General features: G+C 37.5%; 13 protein-coding genes. 5 read left to right on the top strand and 8 right to left on the bottom strand.

Annotation, left to right across the window (positions count from 1 at the left end):
- Window positions 1–15 precede the first annotated feature (15 nt).
- From EGI31_RS06265 to EGI31_RS06255, 3 genes are read left to right on the top strand one after another with little or no spacing between them, the layout of a single operon-like run.
- Window positions 16–354 carry a hypothetical protein gene (locus EGI31_RS06265; RefSeq protein ID WP_255036332.1) on the top strand — a complete coding sequence of 113 codons (339 nt, stop codon included), beginning with the start codon at window positions 16–18 and terminating at the stop codon, window positions 352–354.
- A 34-nt stretch (window positions 355–388) separates the two neighbouring features.
- Window positions 389–733 carry a hypothetical protein gene (locus EGI31_RS06260; protein WP_255036331.1) on the top strand — a complete coding sequence of 115 codons (345 nt, stop codon included), beginning with the start codon at window positions 389–391 and terminating at the stop codon, window positions 731–733.
- A 27-nt stretch (window positions 734–760) separates the two neighbouring features.
- Window positions 761–1111 (top strand): hypothetical protein, encoded by a 351-nt coding sequence (locus tag EGI31_RS06255; protein ID WP_255036330.1) that lies wholly within the window; start codon window positions 761–763, stop codon window positions 1109–1111.
- Between the two features lies 1 nt (window position 1112).
- Here EGI31_RS06255 and EGI31_RS06250 read toward each other — a convergent pair whose 3' ends face one another.
- Window positions 1113–1349: a hypothetical protein gene (locus tag EGI31_RS06250; protein WP_255036329.1), complete on the bottom strand. Its 237-nt coding sequence runs from the start codon at window positions 1347–1349 to the stop codon at window positions 1113–1115.
- Window positions 1350–1428: 79 nt separating this feature from the next.
- The gene (locus EGI31_RS06245) at window positions 1429–3834 is read right to left on the bottom strand and encodes an outer membrane beta-barrel protein (protein WP_255036328.1); all 2406 of its coding nucleotides are present in this window, start codon (window positions 3832–3834) and stop codon (window positions 1429–1431) included.
- 181 nt (window positions 3835–4015) lie between these two features.
- Here EGI31_RS06245 and EGI31_RS06240 point away from each other — a divergent pair, with 181 nt between their 5' ends.
- Both EGI31_RS06240 and EGI31_RS06235 read left to right on the top strand, forming a co-directional pair.
- The gene (locus EGI31_RS06240; protein ID WP_255036327.1) at window positions 4016–5095 is read left to right on the top strand and encodes a sensor histidine kinase; all 1080 of its coding nucleotides are present in this window, start codon (window positions 4016–4018) and stop codon (window positions 5093–5095) included.
- On the top strand, window positions 5092–5817 hold the full coding sequence (locus EGI31_RS06235; protein ID WP_255036326.1) for a LytR/AlgR family response regulator transcription factor: 726 nt from the start codon (window positions 5092–5094) through the stop codon (window positions 5815–5817). Before EGI31_RS06240 ends, EGI31_RS06235 begins: the two co-directional genes overlap by 4 nt.
- Here the strand turns inward: EGI31_RS06235 and tamL are convergent.
- From tamL to EGI31_RS06205, 6 genes are all read right to left on the bottom strand, one after another.
- Entirely contained in the window at window positions 5814–8132 is a 2319-nt protein-coding gene (gene tamL, locus EGI31_RS06230) for a translocation and assembly module lipoprotein TamL (protein ID WP_255036325.1), read from the bottom strand. The two genes, EGI31_RS06235 and tamL, sit on opposite strands and share 4 nt — an antisense overlap.
- Window positions 8129–12922, bottom strand: coding sequence for a translocation/assembly module TamB domain-containing protein (locus EGI31_RS06225; RefSeq protein WP_255036324.1), 4794 nt, complete (start codon window positions 12920–12922; stop codon window positions 8129–8131). Before EGI31_RS06225 ends, tamL begins: the two co-directional genes overlap by 4 nt.
- Before the next feature lie 107 nt (window positions 12923–13029).
- On the bottom strand, window positions 13030–15726 hold the full coding sequence (locus tag EGI31_RS06220; protein WP_255036323.1) for a CotH kinase family protein: 2697 nt from the start codon (window positions 15724–15726) through the stop codon (window positions 13030–13032).
- A gap of 241 nt (window positions 15727–15967) precedes the next feature.
- The gene (gene xylA / locus EGI31_RS06215; RefSeq protein ID WP_255036322.1) at window positions 15968–17308 is read right to left on the bottom strand and encodes a xylose isomerase; all 1341 of its coding nucleotides are present in this window, start codon (window positions 17306–17308) and stop codon (window positions 15968–15970) included.
- Window positions 17309–17536: 228 nt separating this feature from the next.
- Complete coding sequence (locus EGI31_RS06210; protein WP_255036321.1) at window positions 17537–18622, bottom strand: DUF2891 domain-containing protein; 1086 nt, start codon at window positions 18620–18622, stop codon at window positions 17537–17539.
- 36 nt (window positions 18623–18658) lie between these two features.
- Window positions 18659–19990, bottom strand: coding sequence for a GntP family permease (locus EGI31_RS06205; protein WP_255036320.1), 1332 nt, complete (start codon window positions 19988–19990; stop codon window positions 18659–18661).
- Window positions 19991–20006 lie beyond the last annotated feature (16 nt).

Here is a 20006-nt window from a genome sequence, read left to right as displayed (position 1 = left end):
TAAAAATTAGTGAAAATGAAAGGATTAATAATTGCTATTCTAATAACATTTGGCTTAAACTCTTGTATTGCCCCTCCCACAAGCACCGGAACGGCGAGCCAAGGAACTTCAAGCTCCGAAATGGAGGCAAGACGACTAACTACACTTATGAAAAATTCTTTGGCCTTGAATGCCTCACAGGAAGAGAAAGTGCTGGTTATCAATGTGGTGAATTTAAGTTTGTTGAAAAAACTACGAGAAAGTAATCAAACCGATCAGATTTCGAAAGCTCAGGCGAAATACAAATCTGAGATGAAAGAAGTGTTGAATGCAGACCAGTACACCAAGTTTCTGACGGAATTCGGAAATATCTGATTTATTTCGGTAATTTTATAAAAAACAAAGTCTCATGAAAAATTTAAGTTTATTAATAGTTCTGATCATCACGATGTTTGGCTGTGCACCGGGCACTACACCGACCACCAGTAGCACGCCCAAACTTTCAGAAAATAGCCCTGAAGCAGAGGCAAGAAATCTGACCACCAAAATGAAAGACAAACTGCTTTTGGATGCGGCTCAAGAAGATAAAATATTGATGATTAACGTAGTCAACAACAAGGTCATCAAGCGACTAAGAGAGAATAACGAAACAGATAAACTTTCAAGCACCAAAGAGAAATTCCATAACGAATTGAAAGCCGTACTTTCTGAAAGTCAGTTTAGTAAGTTTTTGGTTGAATTTCCAGGTTTGTAATTTCTAAACTATTAATTCCTAGAAATTATGGACCATGAAAAAATAGTAAGGCTTTGCAGCAAAAGACTCAAAAATGGAGAAACCTATAGAGAAATCCGAGAGGATTTGTTTGATAGGTATTATCCCGAAGATGCCTTGGAAATAGCTACTGAAAGTTATAGAGCTTTTAGGAAAGAAAGTGTAAAATCATCTGTTAAAAGTCTTGCAATTGGAATTCTACTCCTAACTACTACCTATCTCATAGCCCCTCCTAACCACGCATTTAAGCCAAAAATCACAATAGCCTTGTGGTCATTTCTAATTGTAAAAACAGCCTACGACTGGTACCAAATTAGGCGATCTGAAAAGGAGTATTTGGAAAATGAGCCTCAGAAATGAATTAAATTTTACTTTTTACGATTACTGTACCGTAAACCCGTTTCTTGTTGGAAATCATCGGTGTTTGAACAATCGCAACATTCTCGGATTCTTTATTCTCATATTTTTTGGTCACCGTAGGATACTTTACCCCTAATCTTATTTTTTGGTATTTTTTGTCGGAGGAGTAGTTAATTTTTTGAGCGGAAATATTGCTCCAAACTAACGCAAGGAGGCAAAATAGGAATAGGTTTCTCATAAAAAAATGAATTTATATTTTATGAGAAACATTCAAAAGTCAACAATATTGCCTTTTTTGTAAAATTTAATATTGATTATCAATTGATTCTATCCTTGGCATCGTCTAAACTGGTCTTTCTTTGTCTAGCTGATTTTACTTGATTGTTGCCAAAATTGTAACTCAAATTAGCCCTAAACTGTCTACTTTCCCAACCACCAGACCCTGTGATTTTCAGGCCACCAAAAGTTGTAGTTCCACGCCATGGTGAAGTAAACAACAAGTCGCTGGCCGCTAATCTCATAGATAATTTATCTTTAAGAAAAGTCTTTTGCAAAGCCACATCTATGGAGCCTAAGCTCTTGGTTTTGTAAGTGCCACCCCAAATTCCAGGTGACCCAAACCAGCCTGAAACTTCAAAATTCCATTTTTTCGGTAATTTGAAACTATTTTGTCCATAAAAGCTAAGGACATTGGCTTTAATATTATGAAATTTGACTTCGTCAGATCTGAAGTCGGTGTGATAGATATCGACATTAACATAAACACTCCACCATTTCTTGACATTATAAGGATAGCTCACCCCGAAATCAATCACTCGCTGGTCTGCAATGTTTCTTTCCATCAAAAAGTTGCGGTCATAATTCAGCGTATCGGTAATTTGTGCAAAGAAATCCTTGACGTAACTATAACTTAACGAAGTAGTTAAGGTGTATTTGTAAGTATGTGAGATCTTTATATTTGTGGTGTATTGTGGCTGTAAAAATGCGTTTCCTTTCTGAAAAGTAAGTTCGTCAACCTGCCACTCAAATGGATTTAGGGATTGATAAGTGGGTCTTTCTATTCGGCTACTGTAGGTAAGGGCGTAAACATTGTTTTGGTTTCTGTTATAGGTCAAACCACCACTTGGAAACAAATCGGTATAGTTTCTTTTTACTCGGTTGTCGCTATTGTTTTGTAAACTATTCAGATTGCCGTCCGAAATAGTTTGCTCGGCTCGTAGGCCTATTTGAAAGTCAACTTTCTTTACATTTTTACTGAAATTCATAAAGGCGGCCCTTATTTGCTCATCATAGACAAAATTATTGCTTCTGGTTTGGTTCAAAACGTCAGTACCATCTATCACGTCATAAAAATCAAAAGTATTGTCGGTTGTAACTTTTGAAAATTTCACACCAACCGAAAACTTCCCTTTCCAAAGATTTTGCTCATAATCCATTTGAGAGGATAATAAATTGATATCCGTTGGCGTATTCATTCTGTAAATATTTTGGAAAAGTATCTGGGTTTCATCACCATTTTTGTAATAGTTGGGTTGGAAACTGCTTCTATCACTGACATATTTACCCAAATCAAAATCAACATTAAAAACTCTACCCTTCGTGTCGGAATATTTATAGTTGGAGTTCAAATATATATTATCACTATTTGTAAATGATTCGTTGTCTGCAATTAATACCTGCTCTACGATTCCAGTATTTATTGGCGAAATAGGGGTTCTGCTGTTGTTTTTGTTGGTATTATCATTAAAATTGCCATTGATTATAACCCCAAACGTACTTTTGGAATCAATGAAATAATCGAGACCTGCTTTTACGTTTTGACCTAAACCATCTCTTACAAAAACCGATTTTTGGTCAAAAATGGTATTGACCTGTTCTCTATAAAAATCCAAAAAAGACCAAGTCTTTCCAAGGCGATTGCTATAGGTGCCAAAGAGATTTACTTTTTTCCCTCTATTGTTAAAAGTCAAGGAATTATTGTTCTTGGCGAATTTGCCATAGGCAAAACCCGTTGAGAAACTGCCATTTGTACCGTATCGTTTATCTTTTTTTAGTTTAATATTGATAATGCCCGCATTGCCGGCTGCATCATATTTTGAAGATGGTTGGGTGATGAGTTCAATGGCTTCAATATCAGAGGCCTGTAGAGATTTCAAAAATTCGTTCAAATCTTGGCCTTGAAGTATGGACGGTTTTCCATCTATGAAAATCCTTACCCCAGTTTTTCCTTGTAAAACTATATTTTCGTTATTATCAAAGCTCACCCCTGGTGACTTTCTCAATACTTCAAAAGCGGAAAGTCCAGTGGAAACCAAAGAGCCCTGAACGTTGAAAACTGTCCTATCCGCCTTGACCTCAACTAATGGTTTTGTAGCACTGACTGTAAGTTCTTTTAGTGTATTTTCTTCCGAAAGGATAATATCTGCAAGTTGGAGGTTGGTGTTTTCGAGTTGAAACATTGGAGAGAAGTATTTTTTGTAACCTACTGAGGACACCGATAAGATGTATTTCCCACCAAATAGATTTTTCATCACAAAGCCCCCATTCTCAGTTGCAGTTTCAGCTTTTACCAGACTTGAATCAATGGCGTTGAGAACCAAGACTGTCGCAAAAGATATGCCTTCGTTCTTTTGATTCTTAATGGTTCCGCTTATTTGTAAATTCTGCCCAAGTAGGCTTGAAACAGAGAAAAAACTTAAAAAGGCGATTTTAAATGCGTTCATTTTTTATTGATTTTGTGCTGCAAGTTGTTCCAATCTTAGGTATCATCAAAGGGGAAATCGACCAATCGACGTATACTCCGACGAAATCAAAAATTCAATTCGTCGGCTTATTTTGCATTTGGTAGATTTTTTGGATTTCGAAATGAAGATTTTTGCTAATTTGAGAAATAATCAAAACTGCATGCTAGTTAATTGGAACAAAAAATTGGTTTGGGGAATAAAATTGGGTGAGCTTTCGGCTTTTTTGGGCTTATATTTATTTCTTTACCTTACGTATTGTATAACCCTTACATTCAATGAGTTGGCCTATGTCAAATTCACTTTTGAACAGCTGTTGAAGAATTACTTGGTCAGCCAATTTTTTGACTATTTTATCAAACTTATCTTAACTATTCCAATCTGGTTTCTATTTTTTAAAATCGTTAATAATTGGAATATCTACTTTAAGCTTTTGCTTCACCTTTTTATGCTTGTTATTTTTGTATTTCTTTGGCAGAAAATATTTTACTCTACTATGGAGGCCTTAGGTCGCGGCCATCTGCGTGGTTCTAGCCAAGTTTGGGATATTTATATACCTGCACTTATTTACATTATTCAATTCGGTTTTTTTCATGCATACGCCTACCATGTGGAGGTAGAAAATAGAAAGGCCACCGAGGCAGACTTGAAGGAAGCTGCCTTAAAAAGCGAATTGAGTGCCATTAAAGCTCAATTGAATCCCCATTTTCTCTACAATACCTTCAACACCATTAATGCTTCGTTGCCACCTCATATGGAGCAAACACGGGAAATGATAGCGAGTTTGGCTGACATGTTTAGGTATGTGCTAAAGGCATCTAAAGAAGAAACCGTTGAGCTGAAGGAAGAAGTAGAATTCACAGAAAAATACCTTAGTTTAGAAAAAAGTCGATTTGCTGAAAGACTCCAAACAGTTTTCGAAATAGATCAAGGCCTTTTAAATGAAAAAATACCTCCTATGATACTCCAACCATTGGTAGAAAACTCTGTTAAGCACGGTATTTCTTCTTTGATAGAAGGAGGGGAAATAAAAATAGAAATAAAAAAACAGGGCAATAAAATGCGTTTCAAGGTTTCTGATACTGGGGTAGGAGCAAGTGATTTATCAGGTCTCATTGGCTCTGGGGTGGGTCTTAGCAATACAAATCTCCGACTCGAAAAAATGTATGGAAGCCAACTAGATATATTACCCAACACACCAAAAGGACTGATAGTAAGTTTTTCGATAGAATACAAGATATGAAGAAAGTTATAATCGTCGACGACGAAGCGGCAGGAAGAACACTCATCAATCAATATTTGAAAGAGCATGAGAATTTGATTCTCATTGGTGAGGCCAATAACGGGGTAGATGCTGTTAAAATCATCAATGAATTTAAGCCAGATATTGTTTTTATGGACATCCAAATGCCTGGTCTTACAGGATTTGAGGTTCTAAAACATCTGGAGGAGATTCCGCAAATCATATTTTCGACAGCTTATGATAAATATGCTCTGGAGGCTTTTGAGGTGCATGCTGTAGATTATCTTTTAAAACCCTACACCCGAGAGCGTTTCAATGCGGCCATTCAAAAACTTAGATCTACTGATAACTTAAGCTCAGTAAAACCGCTGGCGGAGAGCATCATAAATACCAAAACCTATCCTGAAAAAATATTGGTTAACCAAAATCAAAAATTGGTGGCTGTTACAGTTTCGAACATCATTTACATTACCGCCGAAAGAGACTATTCGGAGTTGGTAACTCATGGTCAGAAGCACTTGAGTAATTTTGGAATAAGTGTTTTGGAACAGAAACTAGACCCTCAGAAATTCATTAGGGTGCACCGATCGGCGATAATAAACATTGATTTCATCAAAGAAATACAAAAAAACCTGAATAGCTATGACATCATCATGCAGAATGGCCATGTGGTAAGAGTTAGTAGATCCTACATGGAAAACATAAAAAAGTTGATTTTCTAAAACGGCAAACCGACGGCAAAATTCCAGATGACATTCTCTTTTCTCCAAGTTTTATCAAATGGTTTAATGTCTTTTAAAACCCATTTGTCACCAACTGGTAACCATGGTTTTACTACTGGCGTAGCCACATCAATTCGGAAAATAATAAACGAAAAGTCAAACCTGAAGCCAAGGCCTGTTCCGACGGCCAATTCCTTGTAGAAATTTTTGCTAAAAAGCGAGCCTTCGCCATATATGTACTCGTCTTTGTACATCCACACATTACCAGCATCTACAAACAAGGCCGTATTTAAGAAATTATTAAACTTAAACCTTAGCTCAGTGTTTAGCTCAAGTTTTACATCGCCAGTGTTATTTCCAAGAAATTCCTCAGCTGCAGTACCTTTTTTTTCATAGGTTCCGGGCCCAACTCCTCTTGCCCGAAACGCCCGAAGTGAGTTGTTTCCACCAACAAAAAATTGACTTACAAATGGCAATTGAAGTGAATTTCCGTAAGGTACACCTAAACCTACGATAGCTCTATTTGCCCAGGTAATGGTTGGATTAAAGTCATGTTTATATCTCAAATCATTCTCGAATCTGGCGAATTGAGAGAAGTTTTCCCCAAACATTCTTCCAGTTTTCTCTGGATTATTCCGTACTTTATCAATCAAACCAAACACATTTCCTGCAAAATCAAAACTCCCTCTGTAAGAAAAATTACTTTTTCCGTACTGTTTAGGGCTAACTGTAATCTCGTAGGCTCCACCCGCAATAAACTGATTTTCTAGAATTATCAATAGTCTTGGATCCGCAAAAATTTCGTCAATAAAAACTGTGCTGATGTTAGATGATTTAACGAGGTTAACTCCGATTGGTTTCAGAGAGTGTTCTATCCCACGCCCGCGTGTCCAGGCATAATTCAGCGATGCTCTGGCAGAGTTTAAGTTGTAAAGTCCCGTTTTTATAAAACTTTCATAGCCTAGTTTAATCTGTGTTTTGGGCAAAACCTTGCTTACTTCTGGGTCAATTTTTATAAATGGAGCCACAAATCTCGGAATATTAAACTGGGCATCGGCTCCCAAACGGTAATTGTCTCTATATTCGCTGGCTTTGTTTCCACCAACTTGCAGCTCAAAGTTACCATTGAGCGACAATTTGAAAAACTCTCCGCCTCTGAAGGTGTTGATATTCTGCCAGTTAAGGCTCAGCTGCGATCCAGCTAAACCGCTAGACCGCGTGATAGCATTGGCTTCTACTCTAAGAGATTTTGGTTTGTTGGTCTGAAGGTTATAATAAACGTCAATCAGCGTGGAATCCAAGCGATTTACCACTTCATAATGGCTTTTTATAAATTTAAAATTTGACAATCCTATAAGGCGGTTGTTGGTGATGGATTGCAGGTCATTGTTGAAAAAAGTACCTGGCCTAAACGCTATAGCATCAGAAAATATAGTTTCCTTGTATTTTTTGTTAGGGTCATCCAATATTAAACCCCGGAAAAAGTCCAGAGAATTGGGGTCTGAATTGGTTACTACCTCTGTTTTTGTGTCAATATTTACAAAAATATCGTTGATTTGATACTGTCTTTTGGCCAAGACAGGTATCTCGGGTTTCGGGCCAACTTTGAGTACCACCTTTTTTGGTTTAATGGTCGTATCAGCCTCTATTCCGACATAGTCCGGCTTAAAATGGAAATACCCTTCGTTTCTGAGCTCTTTGTCTATATTTAGCCGAGAGAGTTTTAGATTATTTAAGTCAAAATATTGCCCTGGTTTAAAGTTAGAAGTGGCTTTATCAAAATCTTCACCAAATTTTCCTTCATTTTTAACAAAAATAACGCTGTCAATGGCAAATCGGCGGTTAAGTGTGGCCGTATATTCTGCAGCTGCCAGCGTTTTCTTTGGGTCAAATTTGCCAGCCACTTTGGCATTAAAATAGCCTTTGGTTTTTAGTACTGCCTCTAAATTTGCGGCATTTTTATCTACAAGGGCGGCATTTATGAAAACAGGTTCTTCAGTTAAGTTCTTTTTTAACCAGGACTTTATGCCTTTTTCTTTTTTGGTTGTTCCGAAGAAATAGTAGAAACCCACTTTGTAAGGATAATGGCTCAGGAACGGCAAGGGTAAAGTAGTGTTTGGCAATGGACGAGTTAGTGCGAGCAACTCCTCCTTTAATTCTGGAAGTTTTTCAGAATCTAAACTGTCATTTTTTATGATTTTTAAAGATGCTCCCGCATAAAGTTTTTCACCAGGAGGCAATTTCTTGGCCACTTTACAGGAACTTATAAGTCCTGCAAATATCAAAACTGTCAATATGTATTTGGTCAATTTCATTTGCCTTTCATCAGTTCTTTCCAAGTTTCGTAATCTATGGCTATGATAAAACCAACGCCTGTTTCTACTACTGAGCCCTCAATTACCATTTGGTTGAGGTTTTTTCGGAAAACTTTTAGTCTATATCTGCCGTCTTTGGTTATTTGCCAATTGGCTTCAATATTGTCAAAAATCTCATCTGATTTTAAATCTTTGTTCTCCAGCTCAAAGTTTTTACCAACCGAAATCGAGATTCTGTCATTGGCCAGTTTTTTACTTACTCCTAGGTTTAGGTTGGTGTTTCTGAAATCATTGGTGGTGTTGTATCCCGATTGCAAACCAAGGTCTAAATCAATTCCTTTAATAAGTCCGGAAGCATATTTGTCCAATTGATTCGATATCAAATCACTCACTTTTTGACGGGCTAGGTTTTCATAATTGGTTATATTTTCACCAATCTGAGCTGCATTAAAGCCACCACCTACAAGCAGCATAATGGCATTGGCATTGATGGTTGATTGATATCTTTTAAATTCTTCGTCGTTGGTTGATTTGGTACCGTTATCAGCGATGGTTCTGAATCCTTCCTCCTCAACAGCTGTTTTTAAATCCGACAAATCTGCGGCATTGGCTACCAATTCAAACTTGATATCGGGCGAAGATAGCACGCCCATTACCCTTAAATCCACCCGAATAGGTACAATAATTTTCGAACTTTTAAGTCTATCAGTGGTAGAGCTTTTTTCAAACGGGTAAGTTAACAGTGCCTTTTTGCCGGCATTAAACTCAGCCGTAATGTCTAACAAGGCCGACATAGGATCACCTGACCACACGATGTGGCTTTTACTTGAGGGGTTTATGGCAAAGGCCTTTTTTATGGCTTGATAGGTCAGTTCATACTTTCCGGTTTCGATGTCATATCTTCCTAAAATGAACAGATCTCCTGTATTATCAAATCCAACATTGAGTTTTCCGCTACCATTCACACTCATCAAATCGCCTGTGATGGGATCCATCAGGATTTTCAAAGTAGCTTTTGTGGGTACATCCACATTGATGTTCACAGCATTGGCAAAACTCAATACTTCTTTCTTAGTTTCCGTTTTGACAGTTTTTGGAGCATCGAAATCTACAAATTTTACAACCGATTCCATGTCTGAAACGGCATCGCTTTCATCTGAAAGCAATAAAGTTAAGTCTGTTTTATCTTTAACATCTATATCCCCTGTGAGTCTAAAGTCTAAGTTTCTGCCCGTAAGCTGGAGGTCAGCTCCCACGTATCCTGCACCTTTGAATAGCTCACTTTGGCCAGTCTTAGCATTAATGAGCTTGAATTCATCGGTTTCAATGTCAAAATCGTAAGAGTAATTTGGCATAGCTGAGAAATCTACCCTGCCATTGAGGTCCATTTTTTTGTCATCCTCATCTTGAAGTACCACATGGTCGAATATTGCTTTCTGATCTTTTAATGAGACTTTTTGCTTAATAAGTTTGAGTTTTGCACCCGTTTCTACAAGTACAAAATTAAATTTCGGAAATAAGGCCTCTCCTTTGACAATGGGCTTCTCTGTAGAACCTTTTATCTCAAATTTACCCGATACGTTGCCATCCACGCTACTGATAACATCCTTTACAAAGTATTGAATAGCAGCCAAATCTATGTTCTTTATGTCGGCATTAAAGTCCAAAGACTCTTCTTTTTTTGGATAATAATAACCTTTTACGTCCAAATCGGTTACTTCTCCTTTCAATGTAGCCGTTAATCTGATTTGCTCTAAAGAATTACTCTCAGCCTTTCCTTCTAACGTGCCGAGTTTTGTTTTATTCATCTCAAAATCAGTCACAAGCACATCCCCTGTAAAAGACGGCGTACCTTCCATGTAATTCAGTATTTCTAGGTCTAGATCTGCGTAACCCGCCACAAAAGCAGAGTCTTGGAGAAAAGCTTGGGCTAGAAAGTTGAGGTCGATGTTTTGGGAAAAGACATGAAGTGGGCCGTTGGGTTCATCATTCAAACTACTCACTCTTAGAATCTGATTTTTTGAAGTAAAAATCACATCATTAATCAATATCCCTGCTGAAGAATAAGTTATGCTGCCGTAAGGATTTCCTGCCCAAGGTTCGTAATACAGCATGCTACCATCTTCGTCAAAACTAATTTGAAGTTGGTTGTTTACACTCTGAACAAAACCGGTGAGCGAGTGTATATCTTGGTCCAAAGAGTCTTTTACTGACAAATCAAAACTACCTATGTTGTTTTCGAGTTTTCCAACCAAACTGGCGTTTCTAACTCTTAGGTCATTGTTAGTTATCTGCTTGGTAAGTAGTTGATATTTAAGTGCTTTTCGGTCTCCTGAATAGTCGAAATTTGTATTATAAACTTTAATAGAGTCGTATTGCAGAAACGGAATTTGCACACTTCCTTCTATGGGTATATCGCCTTCACTTTGTAATGTGGCATGCACTACCACATCTGAGAATGATTTTACAGCTGGCAAAAAGGCACTAAAGACAGGATTGTAACTCACTTTGCCATCAAGTCTGAAATTATAAGAATTTTGTACCAACGTAGGTTTGAAATTCAATAGTTTGAAGTAATTATTAACCTCATTCAACATGATGTTTTGAAGCTGATTGTAGTCAAAGTCCCCTGAAAGTGAGAGGTTTATGAATGAGGTAGTGGCTTCCAATTTATTGTTACCATCTTTGGTAGAGGTGATAACTTTTATATCGCCTATAGGGAACAGTACGTCGTCTTTGTAAACATTTATATTTTTACCCTGAAAGTCTATAAAGGGCGATTTCGGGTCTAGTACAATGTTTTTAAGGTCAATATCTCCTTTTATTATTATATTTTCTTGAGTGATTCCGAGTTTTTGGAGATTAACAAAGTCAAGTTTGGATTTACCTTCCAATTCTATGATTGGTTTTGAAAGGTCCACTTTTCCCTCCCAAGTAAAGCCTGCACTAGGGTCGTTTACAGCTAATTTGGTATTGAATATTTGATTCTTTAAATCTCCTGAAAAAGTAATATTCTGGTATTTTTTACCTTCATAAAAAGCCTCGGAAACATTGCCTGATAGCATCAAATCGGCCGTTTTGAGGCTTGTTCCTTTGCCTTTAAATTCTAAGACAGAGCTTATGGACCCTATTGTTGGGTTGTTCATCAAATCTCCAACTTTATAGGCTTGGGTGTTTAGCTTTCCAGAATATGCCAAACCTCCTGAGCTATTGATGATACGGCTGTTCAAATGAGCAATGCCTTGTTCAGAGCTTATGGTCAAATCAGAGTTGAAATCAGCAATTTTGCCTTTAACAGAACCTTTGAGGGTAAAATTATTTGGAATATTTACGTTTTCTGGTAAAACGTCAGCTGGTAACAGACGTAAGACATCTGCCTTGGAGGAGGTGAGACTAGCAATGTTTAAATCGAAAAGCGGGTTGTTCAGATCTTTAACCGTTCCTGAAAAACTCAGACTTGAATTTTGTATACCTTTCAAATTCACTTTTTCAAATTTCAGATTGGATAAATCGCCATAGAACTTTCCAATCAATGAAATTTTGTCTTTTGAAATGTTCTGGAAATATGGATTTTTAGAAAGTTCTCTGTTGAAATACAATGCGTCTGTGGCAGATAAGTTGCTCGATATCAATTGATAAGAAAAGACGCTTTTTGTTAAATCTGTTGGATTTAATACGATTTCGGCTTTTGACTTTAGTTCAGAGTTATTGGTTTTCAGGTTGAGGTTTTCTAGTACTAACTTTTTGTTTTTCAGAACCGAAGAGCCTGTAAGTTCTTTGATTTCAAATCCAGACTTTTCTTTTACCGACAATTTTAAAATTTCGCCCTCGATTTTTTCTTTGTTGTAAGATAATTTTTGTGTTTTCAGAACAAAATCAGTCAAGCCCAAATCTTGAAAATTGAGTTGCCCGGCCACGGTCTTCGGACCTTTCATTCCAGAATAAGTGATATTATCGGCATTCGCAACCAATTTATTGAGTGAAATGCTTTCTTTCGGCAAATCAATTTTTTCAATTTCGAGATCCAGATTTATTCCTTTTCCTACTGTTTTGTTCCCTCCAAGTGCTACGTCCCAGTTAAAATTCTTTGTCGCAAACTCTTGAATCTGAATATCCGGTAGTTTAGAATTGCTTTTTGACACCGAACTATCTTCGGCAGTTTCACCAAAGTTGGCCGCCAAGTAGGTGTTAGCAAGAGATGTATTTTTAAGGAAAAATTGATTTTTTTCGATATCAATTTTAGAAAAACCTGTTTGTAAATCTCCAAACTTGGCCTGAAGTTTTTGTTTTGAGGAAGGATCTGAGTATCGCACAATTAAGTTTTTGGCCAAAATACTTTGCAACTCATAACTCAAGGGAACGGCTGTGGAATCCTTAGGCTTTGTTGAAGAAAACGCCGCCATTGCGTATGAATAGTTAAAAACAGAATCTTTTTTATAAATATTGAGCAATGAACCTTCTAGTTCTAATTTGTTTATTTTGAGTGCATTGTCGAGGTAGGCCAACATGTCGAGGTCTATGTAAGCACGTTTTGCTGACAGTAGTGTATCAGATTGTTGATCCTTTATAAGGAGATTGTCAATTTTAACCCAATCAGGAAAACCGTAGGAAATGTTGCCTTCAACAGGCGTTTTGAGTCTGTCTGAGAGTGTTTTTATTACAAAAGCACTCAATTGTTTTTGCCCGCTTGGAGATTTTAGGTAGAAAATCAAGCCCATAGTGGCCACCAACAATAAAAGAATAATTATTGCGAGCGTTTTTAAAATACGTCTAAAAACCACTTGAGCCATATATGGATTGAGAAAACCAAATACAAAAATAAGCCTAAAAGCCTATTTTATAACGTAAAAGGGTGGATTAAAGTAAATATAAGATTGTAGAAATTTACCCGACTAACTCAAAAACTAACCGTAATAAAATCGGCATAAATTTTTGGGTTATTTTTGAGTTTCAAAATATAAAATAGAGTGCCTGCTGATAGTCTATTTTTATCCTTAAATTGAATATCGATTTTGCCATTTTCAGGATTTCTTTCCCAAGTTACAAGTTTCTCAACTCCGTTTTTGTCAAATACTTGAAACTGTTCTAAGTCGTCTGTTTGGTTTTTTAACTCTAAGCCCAAGAACTCATTGAGTCCATCATTGTTAGGTGATATTCCCTGACTTATGGTGTATATATCTGACTCGACGACAGCATGTTTCTCGGCAATAAAGTCCTCTTTGGGTTGAAAAACTGCTAGAATAGTTGTATCTGAATTGATTTGAACCTCCATTTCGGTCTCGTAAAAGGTTTTGTTGCCAATTATCCAATGCGAGAAGGTTTTATTATCAGATTGTAAAGGTTTTATTCTTAGTGTTTTATTTCTTTCAATGTATTTGTTCACCGACGTGTTCTGAGTTTCACCATTTATGGCAATCTCCGCCGACATCGGATTCAGAATTTGTACTTCGTTCATTTCTAAACCCAATTGCTCTCCAAGCTGCTTTTTAATGATGTCAGGCCTGAACCTTAAATAGCTTAATACTTCCTCGCAGTTACGCTCCCATTGTGCTTTGGATGATATGATATTCCATCTTTTTACATGGGTTTCTATTTCTGGTTCATATATTTTTTTTATTTCAAGATACAACTTTGAGCTGTTTTCATATTTAAAGGTGCTGTCTAATAGTTGTCTGAATCTTGTTACGAACTGTGTCTTGAAAGTTCGGTTTTGGAGTAATTTGTTGAAAATAAAATTCTCGGGTCGGTTTATAGCATCAGACAAGTTATTGTGGGTGACATTAACTGTTTCTCCCAGCGAACGGTCAGCATCAAAAAATACCCAACGCCATTTACCATCCTTGGGAGCTTTGTCAATTTCTGAGGTTTTTACTCGCCAAAGTCTTACGTTGTTTTGTGGCCAATCGATATTTCCGACAAAAATATGTGCTATCTGATAGTCTATGAAGTTAGCCATGTCCATGAGAGACTTGGCCTTTTCAAAATTTTCAGCTGAAGAAAAGCCATTGCTTTTGAAAAAGCTTTTCAGTTCATTATACGCTTTATCGTCACCGTATTCTATCTCCTCCGGACCATCAAAAACTATTTTTATCATGTCTACATTGTTTTTGTCGACATCGTAAACATTCTCGAGGTAATCGTTATCCACTCTATCACGTAAGTTGTGAATTCCCCAATATTCCCCATTAATGTACACAATACTGGGTCTAAATTCTTGAATGGGGATATTAAGCGGCTTCATCAGTTGGTGTATAAAAACATCCTTAAAAAGTGTTCTATTGTAATCGTTTCCACTGTTACGGAGCACAACACTGGTCTGACTTTTCGTCTTTTCTTCCCTAATGAGATCGTATCTGTCAAAATTATCATCAGAGAAAAGCTTGAAGGATTTATAAGGAAAAGAACGACTACATCCTCCGTGTATACGAGCGGTGATAGATTGACAAATTTTTTGTTTTGAGTTTTCAAAAAGCTCAAAACTCGCATCTTTTTCCCAAAATGAGCTTCTATTGGAGTAGTTTCCAACCGTGCAGAGCCCCGTCGTTTCGAACGAGGTTCTTCTGAAAGCATCAAAGGTATTTCCGGCCACATACATCCCTTTTTCATAATCAAAAAGATCATCGGGATTAAATGCCAACGAGATTATCGGTAATGTATAAGGACTTTTTTTACTGGTCTCATGAAAATAGGTATTGCTAACGATTTCGCTCGGTAGTTTTCCTTTTTTAACAGCTATCGCCCTTACTATTTGTGCTTTGGGAATGTTTGTTTTGGGTAAATACGTTGCAGATTTGGCAAATGTAGTTGGAATCAGGCTGTATTTATTGGCACCGAGTTCTGTTTCTGAAATGGTTATTTTTCCTTTGTAGAGAAAACTATTTTTAGACGCTGAAAACTTCTGATTGACCACTGGGTCTCCCGGATTTTCCTGATAATTTTTTTTGTATTCGTAAATTACCTTCAAACTATCCTGAGGTACAGGTTCCGACCCATCTAGGGTGTAAAAGATGTCTGCATTACTTAAAAATCTAGAAATTTTGAGGCTAAATGGAGATTGGAAACCACCGTTTTTGGAAAATTTCGGTGCCTTGGTTATTTTTTTTGAGGCAATTTGGTCATTATTACTTGTTCCTGGGTTAGGCACAGCAAAATATCTAAGGCGAGTGGAGCCGTCAAATTTTCTTCCGTAGGCTACATCTTTTCGTATGGCAGGATACTCCAGTTTATCTACCACCTTACCGGTTGTCGAAAATAACTTTATGGTTTCACCGTCATCGTTTAGGCTGAAACTAAGGTGTCTGTTGCCCAGGGATTTGTTACCACTTGCAACCAAAACGATATAACCTTTGGATGGTATTTTGAGTCCGGCGTTGGGAAATATATGTTTTATGGAATCGTTGTCGGATATGCCCCACCCGCTGAGGTCAATTTCTTCGTTGCTGGTATTATATAATTCTATCCAGTCGTTGAGTTGTACAATGGAGTTTTTAAATGCACCTTGGTTATTGGCCAAAATTTCATTGATTTTCAACTGCCCATTTGCAAAGGACAGCATGAGCAACATAGCAGTGAGTGTTAGGAGTTTTTTTTTCATACCAATCATTAAATACTTTTCGGTTTGATATACTTACGAAATATATTTTCAGATGGTTTGGAGAGGTTCTATCGGTATGATTCGGGTGTAAAGATAAATGCTGAATCTCAATAAAAAAGAAACTTTCCGAATTTTTGTTTTGACTCTTTGAGTGAATTTGTTGAAAAATAAAAAGCAAAAAAGCAGCCAGTCTAGAGAGACCGACTGCTTACATTATAGCTGAATAAACAATTAAAAACGCTTAAATGTATTGATTGATAATCATTTCCATAAGTTCTTGCTTGCCTGATATTTGAGCTGGTTCACCTACTTCTTTGGCTATTTTTGCCAAGTCTTCAAGGCTAAGTTCGCCTTTTTCAAACTTCGCTCCATTGCCAGAGTTAAAAGATGCGTAGCGGTCGTCACGCAACTTTTTGTATGGTGATTTTGTAAGAATGTCGTTAGCTACAAGCAAGGCTCTAGCAAAAACGTCCATACCACCTATGTGAGCAATAAATATGTCTTCAAGATCTGTTGAATTTCTTCTGGTTTTTGCATCAAAGTTGATACCTCCATGCTTGAAACCACCGGCTTCAAGGATAACTAACATAGCTTCGGTCAATTCAAAGACATCCACTGGAAACTGGTCTGTATCCCATCCATTCTGGTAGTCACCACGGTTGGCATCAATTGACGACAACATACCTGCATCCGCCGCCATCTGAAGCTCGTGAGCAAATGTATGACCAGCAAGCGTGGCGTGGTTCACCTCGATGTTTAGACCGAAATCTTTATCTAGGCCTTGTTCTCTTAAGAAGCCTATAACTGTTTGAGCATCAAAATCATACTGATGTTTCGATGGTTCAGCTGGCTTAGGTTCGATATAAAAAGTACCCGTGAAACCATTCTTGCGACCATAGTCTCTGGCTGTTCTCAAAAACTGACCCAGGTGATCCAACTCCTTCTTGGTTTTGGTATTCAAAAGCGACATGTAGCCTTCTCTTCCTCCCCAGAAAGTGTATCCCATGCCACCCAAAGCAACAGTAGCATCGATACAGTTTTTAACCTGAAATCCAGCGTGTGCTACAACCTCAAAATTAGGATTGGTTGAGGCACCGTTCATGTAGCGAGGGTTAGAGAACAAATTGGCTGTTCCCCAGAGTAACTGTGCTCCAGAAGCTGTTTGTTTTGCTTTTGCGTAATCTACGATTTTAGATAAATTGCTCTCATACTCTGCTAACGAGTTGCCTTCTGGCGACATGTCCACGTCGTGAAAACACCAGTAATCCGTACCTAATTTTGTGAAAAATTCGAAGGCTGCATCCATTTTGTCATGTGCAGCCTGAAGTGCGTTGCTATTGGCATCCCAAGGAAACACTTTTGTACCTGGGCCAAACGGATCACCGCCAGTGCCACAGAAAGTGTGCCAGTAAGAAATAGCAAAACGCAAATGCTCACGCATGGTTTTACCTGCAACAACTCTATCTGCATCATAAAATTTGAAAGCTAACGGATTGTCCGACTCTCTTCCCTCAAATTTTATCGCTTCTTTTATAAACGGGAAATACTCCTTTTCTCCTAAAGTGACTGTCAATTTCGACATAGGTTTTATTGTTTTTTAAAGTAAAATTATAAATTTTTCTTATTAAGTGTCAAAAGTACAATTAAAAATATTTTTATCAAAACTTTCTTATTTTTTTTTCAAAGAAACTGTTTTGTTTGCCCGCTAATTTGAATTCGACCGAAATTTTGATCTCAATTTAAAAATGTTTTTGACGCTAATAATCGATAAATTTAACAAGAAATTTTGTAAAATCACTGGGATATTTTTTTAATCAAAAATGGCATAAACAGCAAAGGAAGCCAGCCAATGGTCGCCGCCATAATTACCAGAAGTAACATTGGGCAAGGTTTTTTCCAGAAACTCCTCAGATTTTTTCTCGAATTTCATTTTAAGTGGATTCGTTTTAGACAAAGATTTGGCTATACCTTTCATACACCACGCTCTACTTAAACTTAAGCCATCCAAATGCACAATTTGGAAATCAGTTCTATCTGATACCACTGGCATTTTGAGGATATTTTCTATAGATTTTGGTTCTAAAAAAGCTTTAAACCATGTTTCAAATTCCAGCGGCGGCATAATTCTTCTCATCAAATCGGCTATTTCTAAGTTTGGCGAAAGGAAATCCGATCCGTCCGGCTCAAGATATGCCGGAGCATTTTTTTGTTCATAATAAAACTCATTAGCTTTGGATATTACGGCCATTTCGAAAGTTTCGTTTTTGGTGGCGATGGCCCAATCCAAAGCAAAACAAAGCCCAAAAGCGGTATTTGGGTGTACGCCCGTACGGTTGGGATAGGTTTGTTTAGGTAAAAATTCTGTCCAAATTCTGACAATTTCTTTGGTAAGTGGCTGTAGGTTTTGGTGCCATTTTTTAGCCATTGGGTCGTTCCAAGTCAATAATTCTTGGTCGAGTTTGAGTAGCCATGCCCAGCCGTAGGTTCTTTCAAAGGTCTTGGTGGTTTTGTATTTTGTGAAATACTCAGCTTCGGTCTTTATTTTTTCAGATTTAAAACTGTTTTCTAAGGTTTTGATAATCTTGGCTTTATCTTTTATTTCTGGAAAAGCTTTAAGTAGTTTAATCAACATCCAATGGCCGTGGACACTAGAGTGCCAGTCTAAACAACCATAAAAACTTGGATGTAAATCGGAGGGTAGCATTTTGTGGTCGGCTGCTCCGTCTGAACTGTGTCCCGTTTTGTTTGGAAATTCCTGAGTTATACAATGCAAGGGTAAACTTGCCAGTTTTTCTGCGTTTTCTTGGGTAAAGAGTGGGTTTGTTTGAGAAAACGAATTAGTTATGGTTGAAACAAAAACGAAGATGGCTGTGACTATTTTTTTTGAAATTTTCATGCTAAATATGGGTTAATTTTTCGTATTTATGAAGTGTTAGTTGAAAATAATATATAGCAGACACACCATAACAAAACTCGCAACTCCTTGCAGGCCAGTCAGTAAAGTGTGAGTTTTGAAAGCGTCTTTTTGGCTGATTCCTGTAAACTGAGAAACTACCCAAAACCAAGCGTCGTTGGCGTGAGAAACTACCATGGCACCACTACCGATGGCCATTAATAACAAGGTGAGTTCGAAGGGTTTTACGAAACCAACAGAAATCAAAATAGGTGCTAAAAGGCTTGAGGTCAATACCATGGCTGAAGTTGTTGAGCCTTGTGCTGTTTTGAAAAATGCAGCTATTAATAATGCAAAAAGCAAGAATAGTAGTCCAGAACTTTGGTTGTTCATGAGCCACTCTGTCATCATTTGTTTAAGGGAGGTTTCTTTTAAAACTGCTCCGAACGCTCCACCCGCACCCACCAAAACCAATGTAGTTCCACAATGATTTATGCCACTTTTGAAACATTCCAAAAGCCTCTCTGCTGGTTTTTCGGGAAAAAGAAAAAAGGAAAGAAATATGGCGAGTAAAAATGATATCAAAGGACTACCTATAAAGCTCAGCCATGTGGTAATTTGCTCAGGAAACTCCAAAATTTTGGCGAACGAGGCTAGTGAAATAAGAATAATCGGTAGTAAAATAGGCATGAAGGCTAGCCAGGCGGATGGTAACTTTTTGTATTCTGATGACTCAACTATCTCTTCATCATCAGTAATTAAAATCAATTTATTGGCGAATTTGTTGGCAAACCAAGTAGATAGAAATAAACTCGGAATAGACACCACGAGTCCAACAATGATCACCAAACCTATGGAATCTGAAATATTTAAACTTCCCGCCGCCGATAAGGGTCCGGGAGTAGGAGGGACCAGTGTATGCGTAGCAAAAAGTCCTCCGGAAAGCCCAATAGCGATGGTTCCGAGCGGGACTTTAGATTTTTGAGCTACTATTTTGTTGAGTTTAGATAGAATAATAAAGCCTGAATCACAAAAAACAGGAATGCCCACTAAGGCTCCAATGACCGACATTGCGAAGGTCGGATATTTTTTTCCGAAAGAGTCAATAATCAAGTCGGCCACTTTTATGGCAGCACCTGATTTATCCAAGATAGCACCAATCACACAACCCAAAATCACCATTAGCCCTATTTTTGTCATTAGGTCTCCAAATCCTTTACCGATGGTTTCTGCCAGCTTGTCTATGGGCAGTCCCGCCGAAATACCCACAAAAAGTGCTGCAATGAGTAATCCAGCCAAAGGGTGAATTTTGAAAACGGTGGAAGAAAGTACGATGAATGCTATTGCAAGCAATACAATTAGTAGGATCATCTAAGGTTGGGTATTT

This window comes from Lacihabitans soyangensis (assembly GCF_024343775.1).
In the GTDB taxonomy this organism is placed as follows: Bacteria; Bacteroidota; Bacteroidia; order Cytophagales; family Spirosomataceae; genus Leadbetterella; species Leadbetterella soyangensis.
Note: the sequence above shows the minus strand (reverse complement) of the source record. Positions and strands in the feature narration are given on the sequence as shown.

Coding starts and splice junctions, on each gene's coding strand:
- EGI31_RS06255 (WP_255036330.1), top strand. CDS start 761: ATGGACCATGAAAAAATAGTAAGGCTTTGCAGCAAAAGACTCAAAAAT.
- EGI31_RS06240 (WP_255036327.1), top strand. CDS start 4,016: ATGCTAGTTAATTGGAACAAAAAATTGGTTTGGGGAATAAAATTGGGT.
- EGI31_RS06220 (WP_255036323.1), bottom strand. CDS start 15,726: ATGAAAAAAAAACTCCTAACACTCACTGCTATGTTGCTCATGCTGTCC.
- EGI31_RS06265 (WP_255036332.1), top strand. CDS start 16: ATGAAAGGATTAATAATTGCTATTCTAATAACATTTGGCTTAAACTCT.
- EGI31_RS06210 (WP_255036321.1), bottom strand. CDS start 18,622: ATGAAAATTTCAAAAAAAATAGTCACAGCCATCTTCGTTTTTGTTTCA.
- EGI31_RS06225 (WP_255036324.1), bottom strand. CDS start 12,922: ATGGCTCAAGTGGTTTTTAGACGTATTTTAAAAACGCTCGCAATAATT.
- EGI31_RS06235 (WP_255036326.1), top strand. CDS start 5,092: ATGAAGAAAGTTATAATCGTCGACGACGAAGCGGCAGGAAGAACACTC.
- xylA (WP_255036322.1), bottom strand. CDS start 17,308: ATGTCGAAATTGACAGTCACTTTAGGAGAAAAGGAGTATTTCCCGTTT.
- EGI31_RS06205 (WP_255036320.1), bottom strand. CDS start 19,990: ATGATCCTACTAATTGTATTGCTTGCAATAGCATTCATCGTACTTTCT.
- EGI31_RS06260 (WP_255036331.1), top strand. CDS start 389: ATGAAAAATTTAAGTTTATTAATAGTTCTGATCATCACGATGTTTGGC.
- tamL (WP_255036325.1), bottom strand. CDS start 8,132: ATGAAATTGACCAAATACATATTGACAGTTTTGATATTTGCAGGACTT.
- EGI31_RS06250 (WP_255036329.1), bottom strand. CDS start 1,349: ATGAGAAACCTATTCCTATTTTGCCTCCTTGCGTTAGTTTGGAGCAAT.
- EGI31_RS06245 (WP_255036328.1), bottom strand. CDS start 3,834: ATGAACGCATTTAAAATCGCCTTTTTAAGTTTTTTCTCTGTTTCAAGC.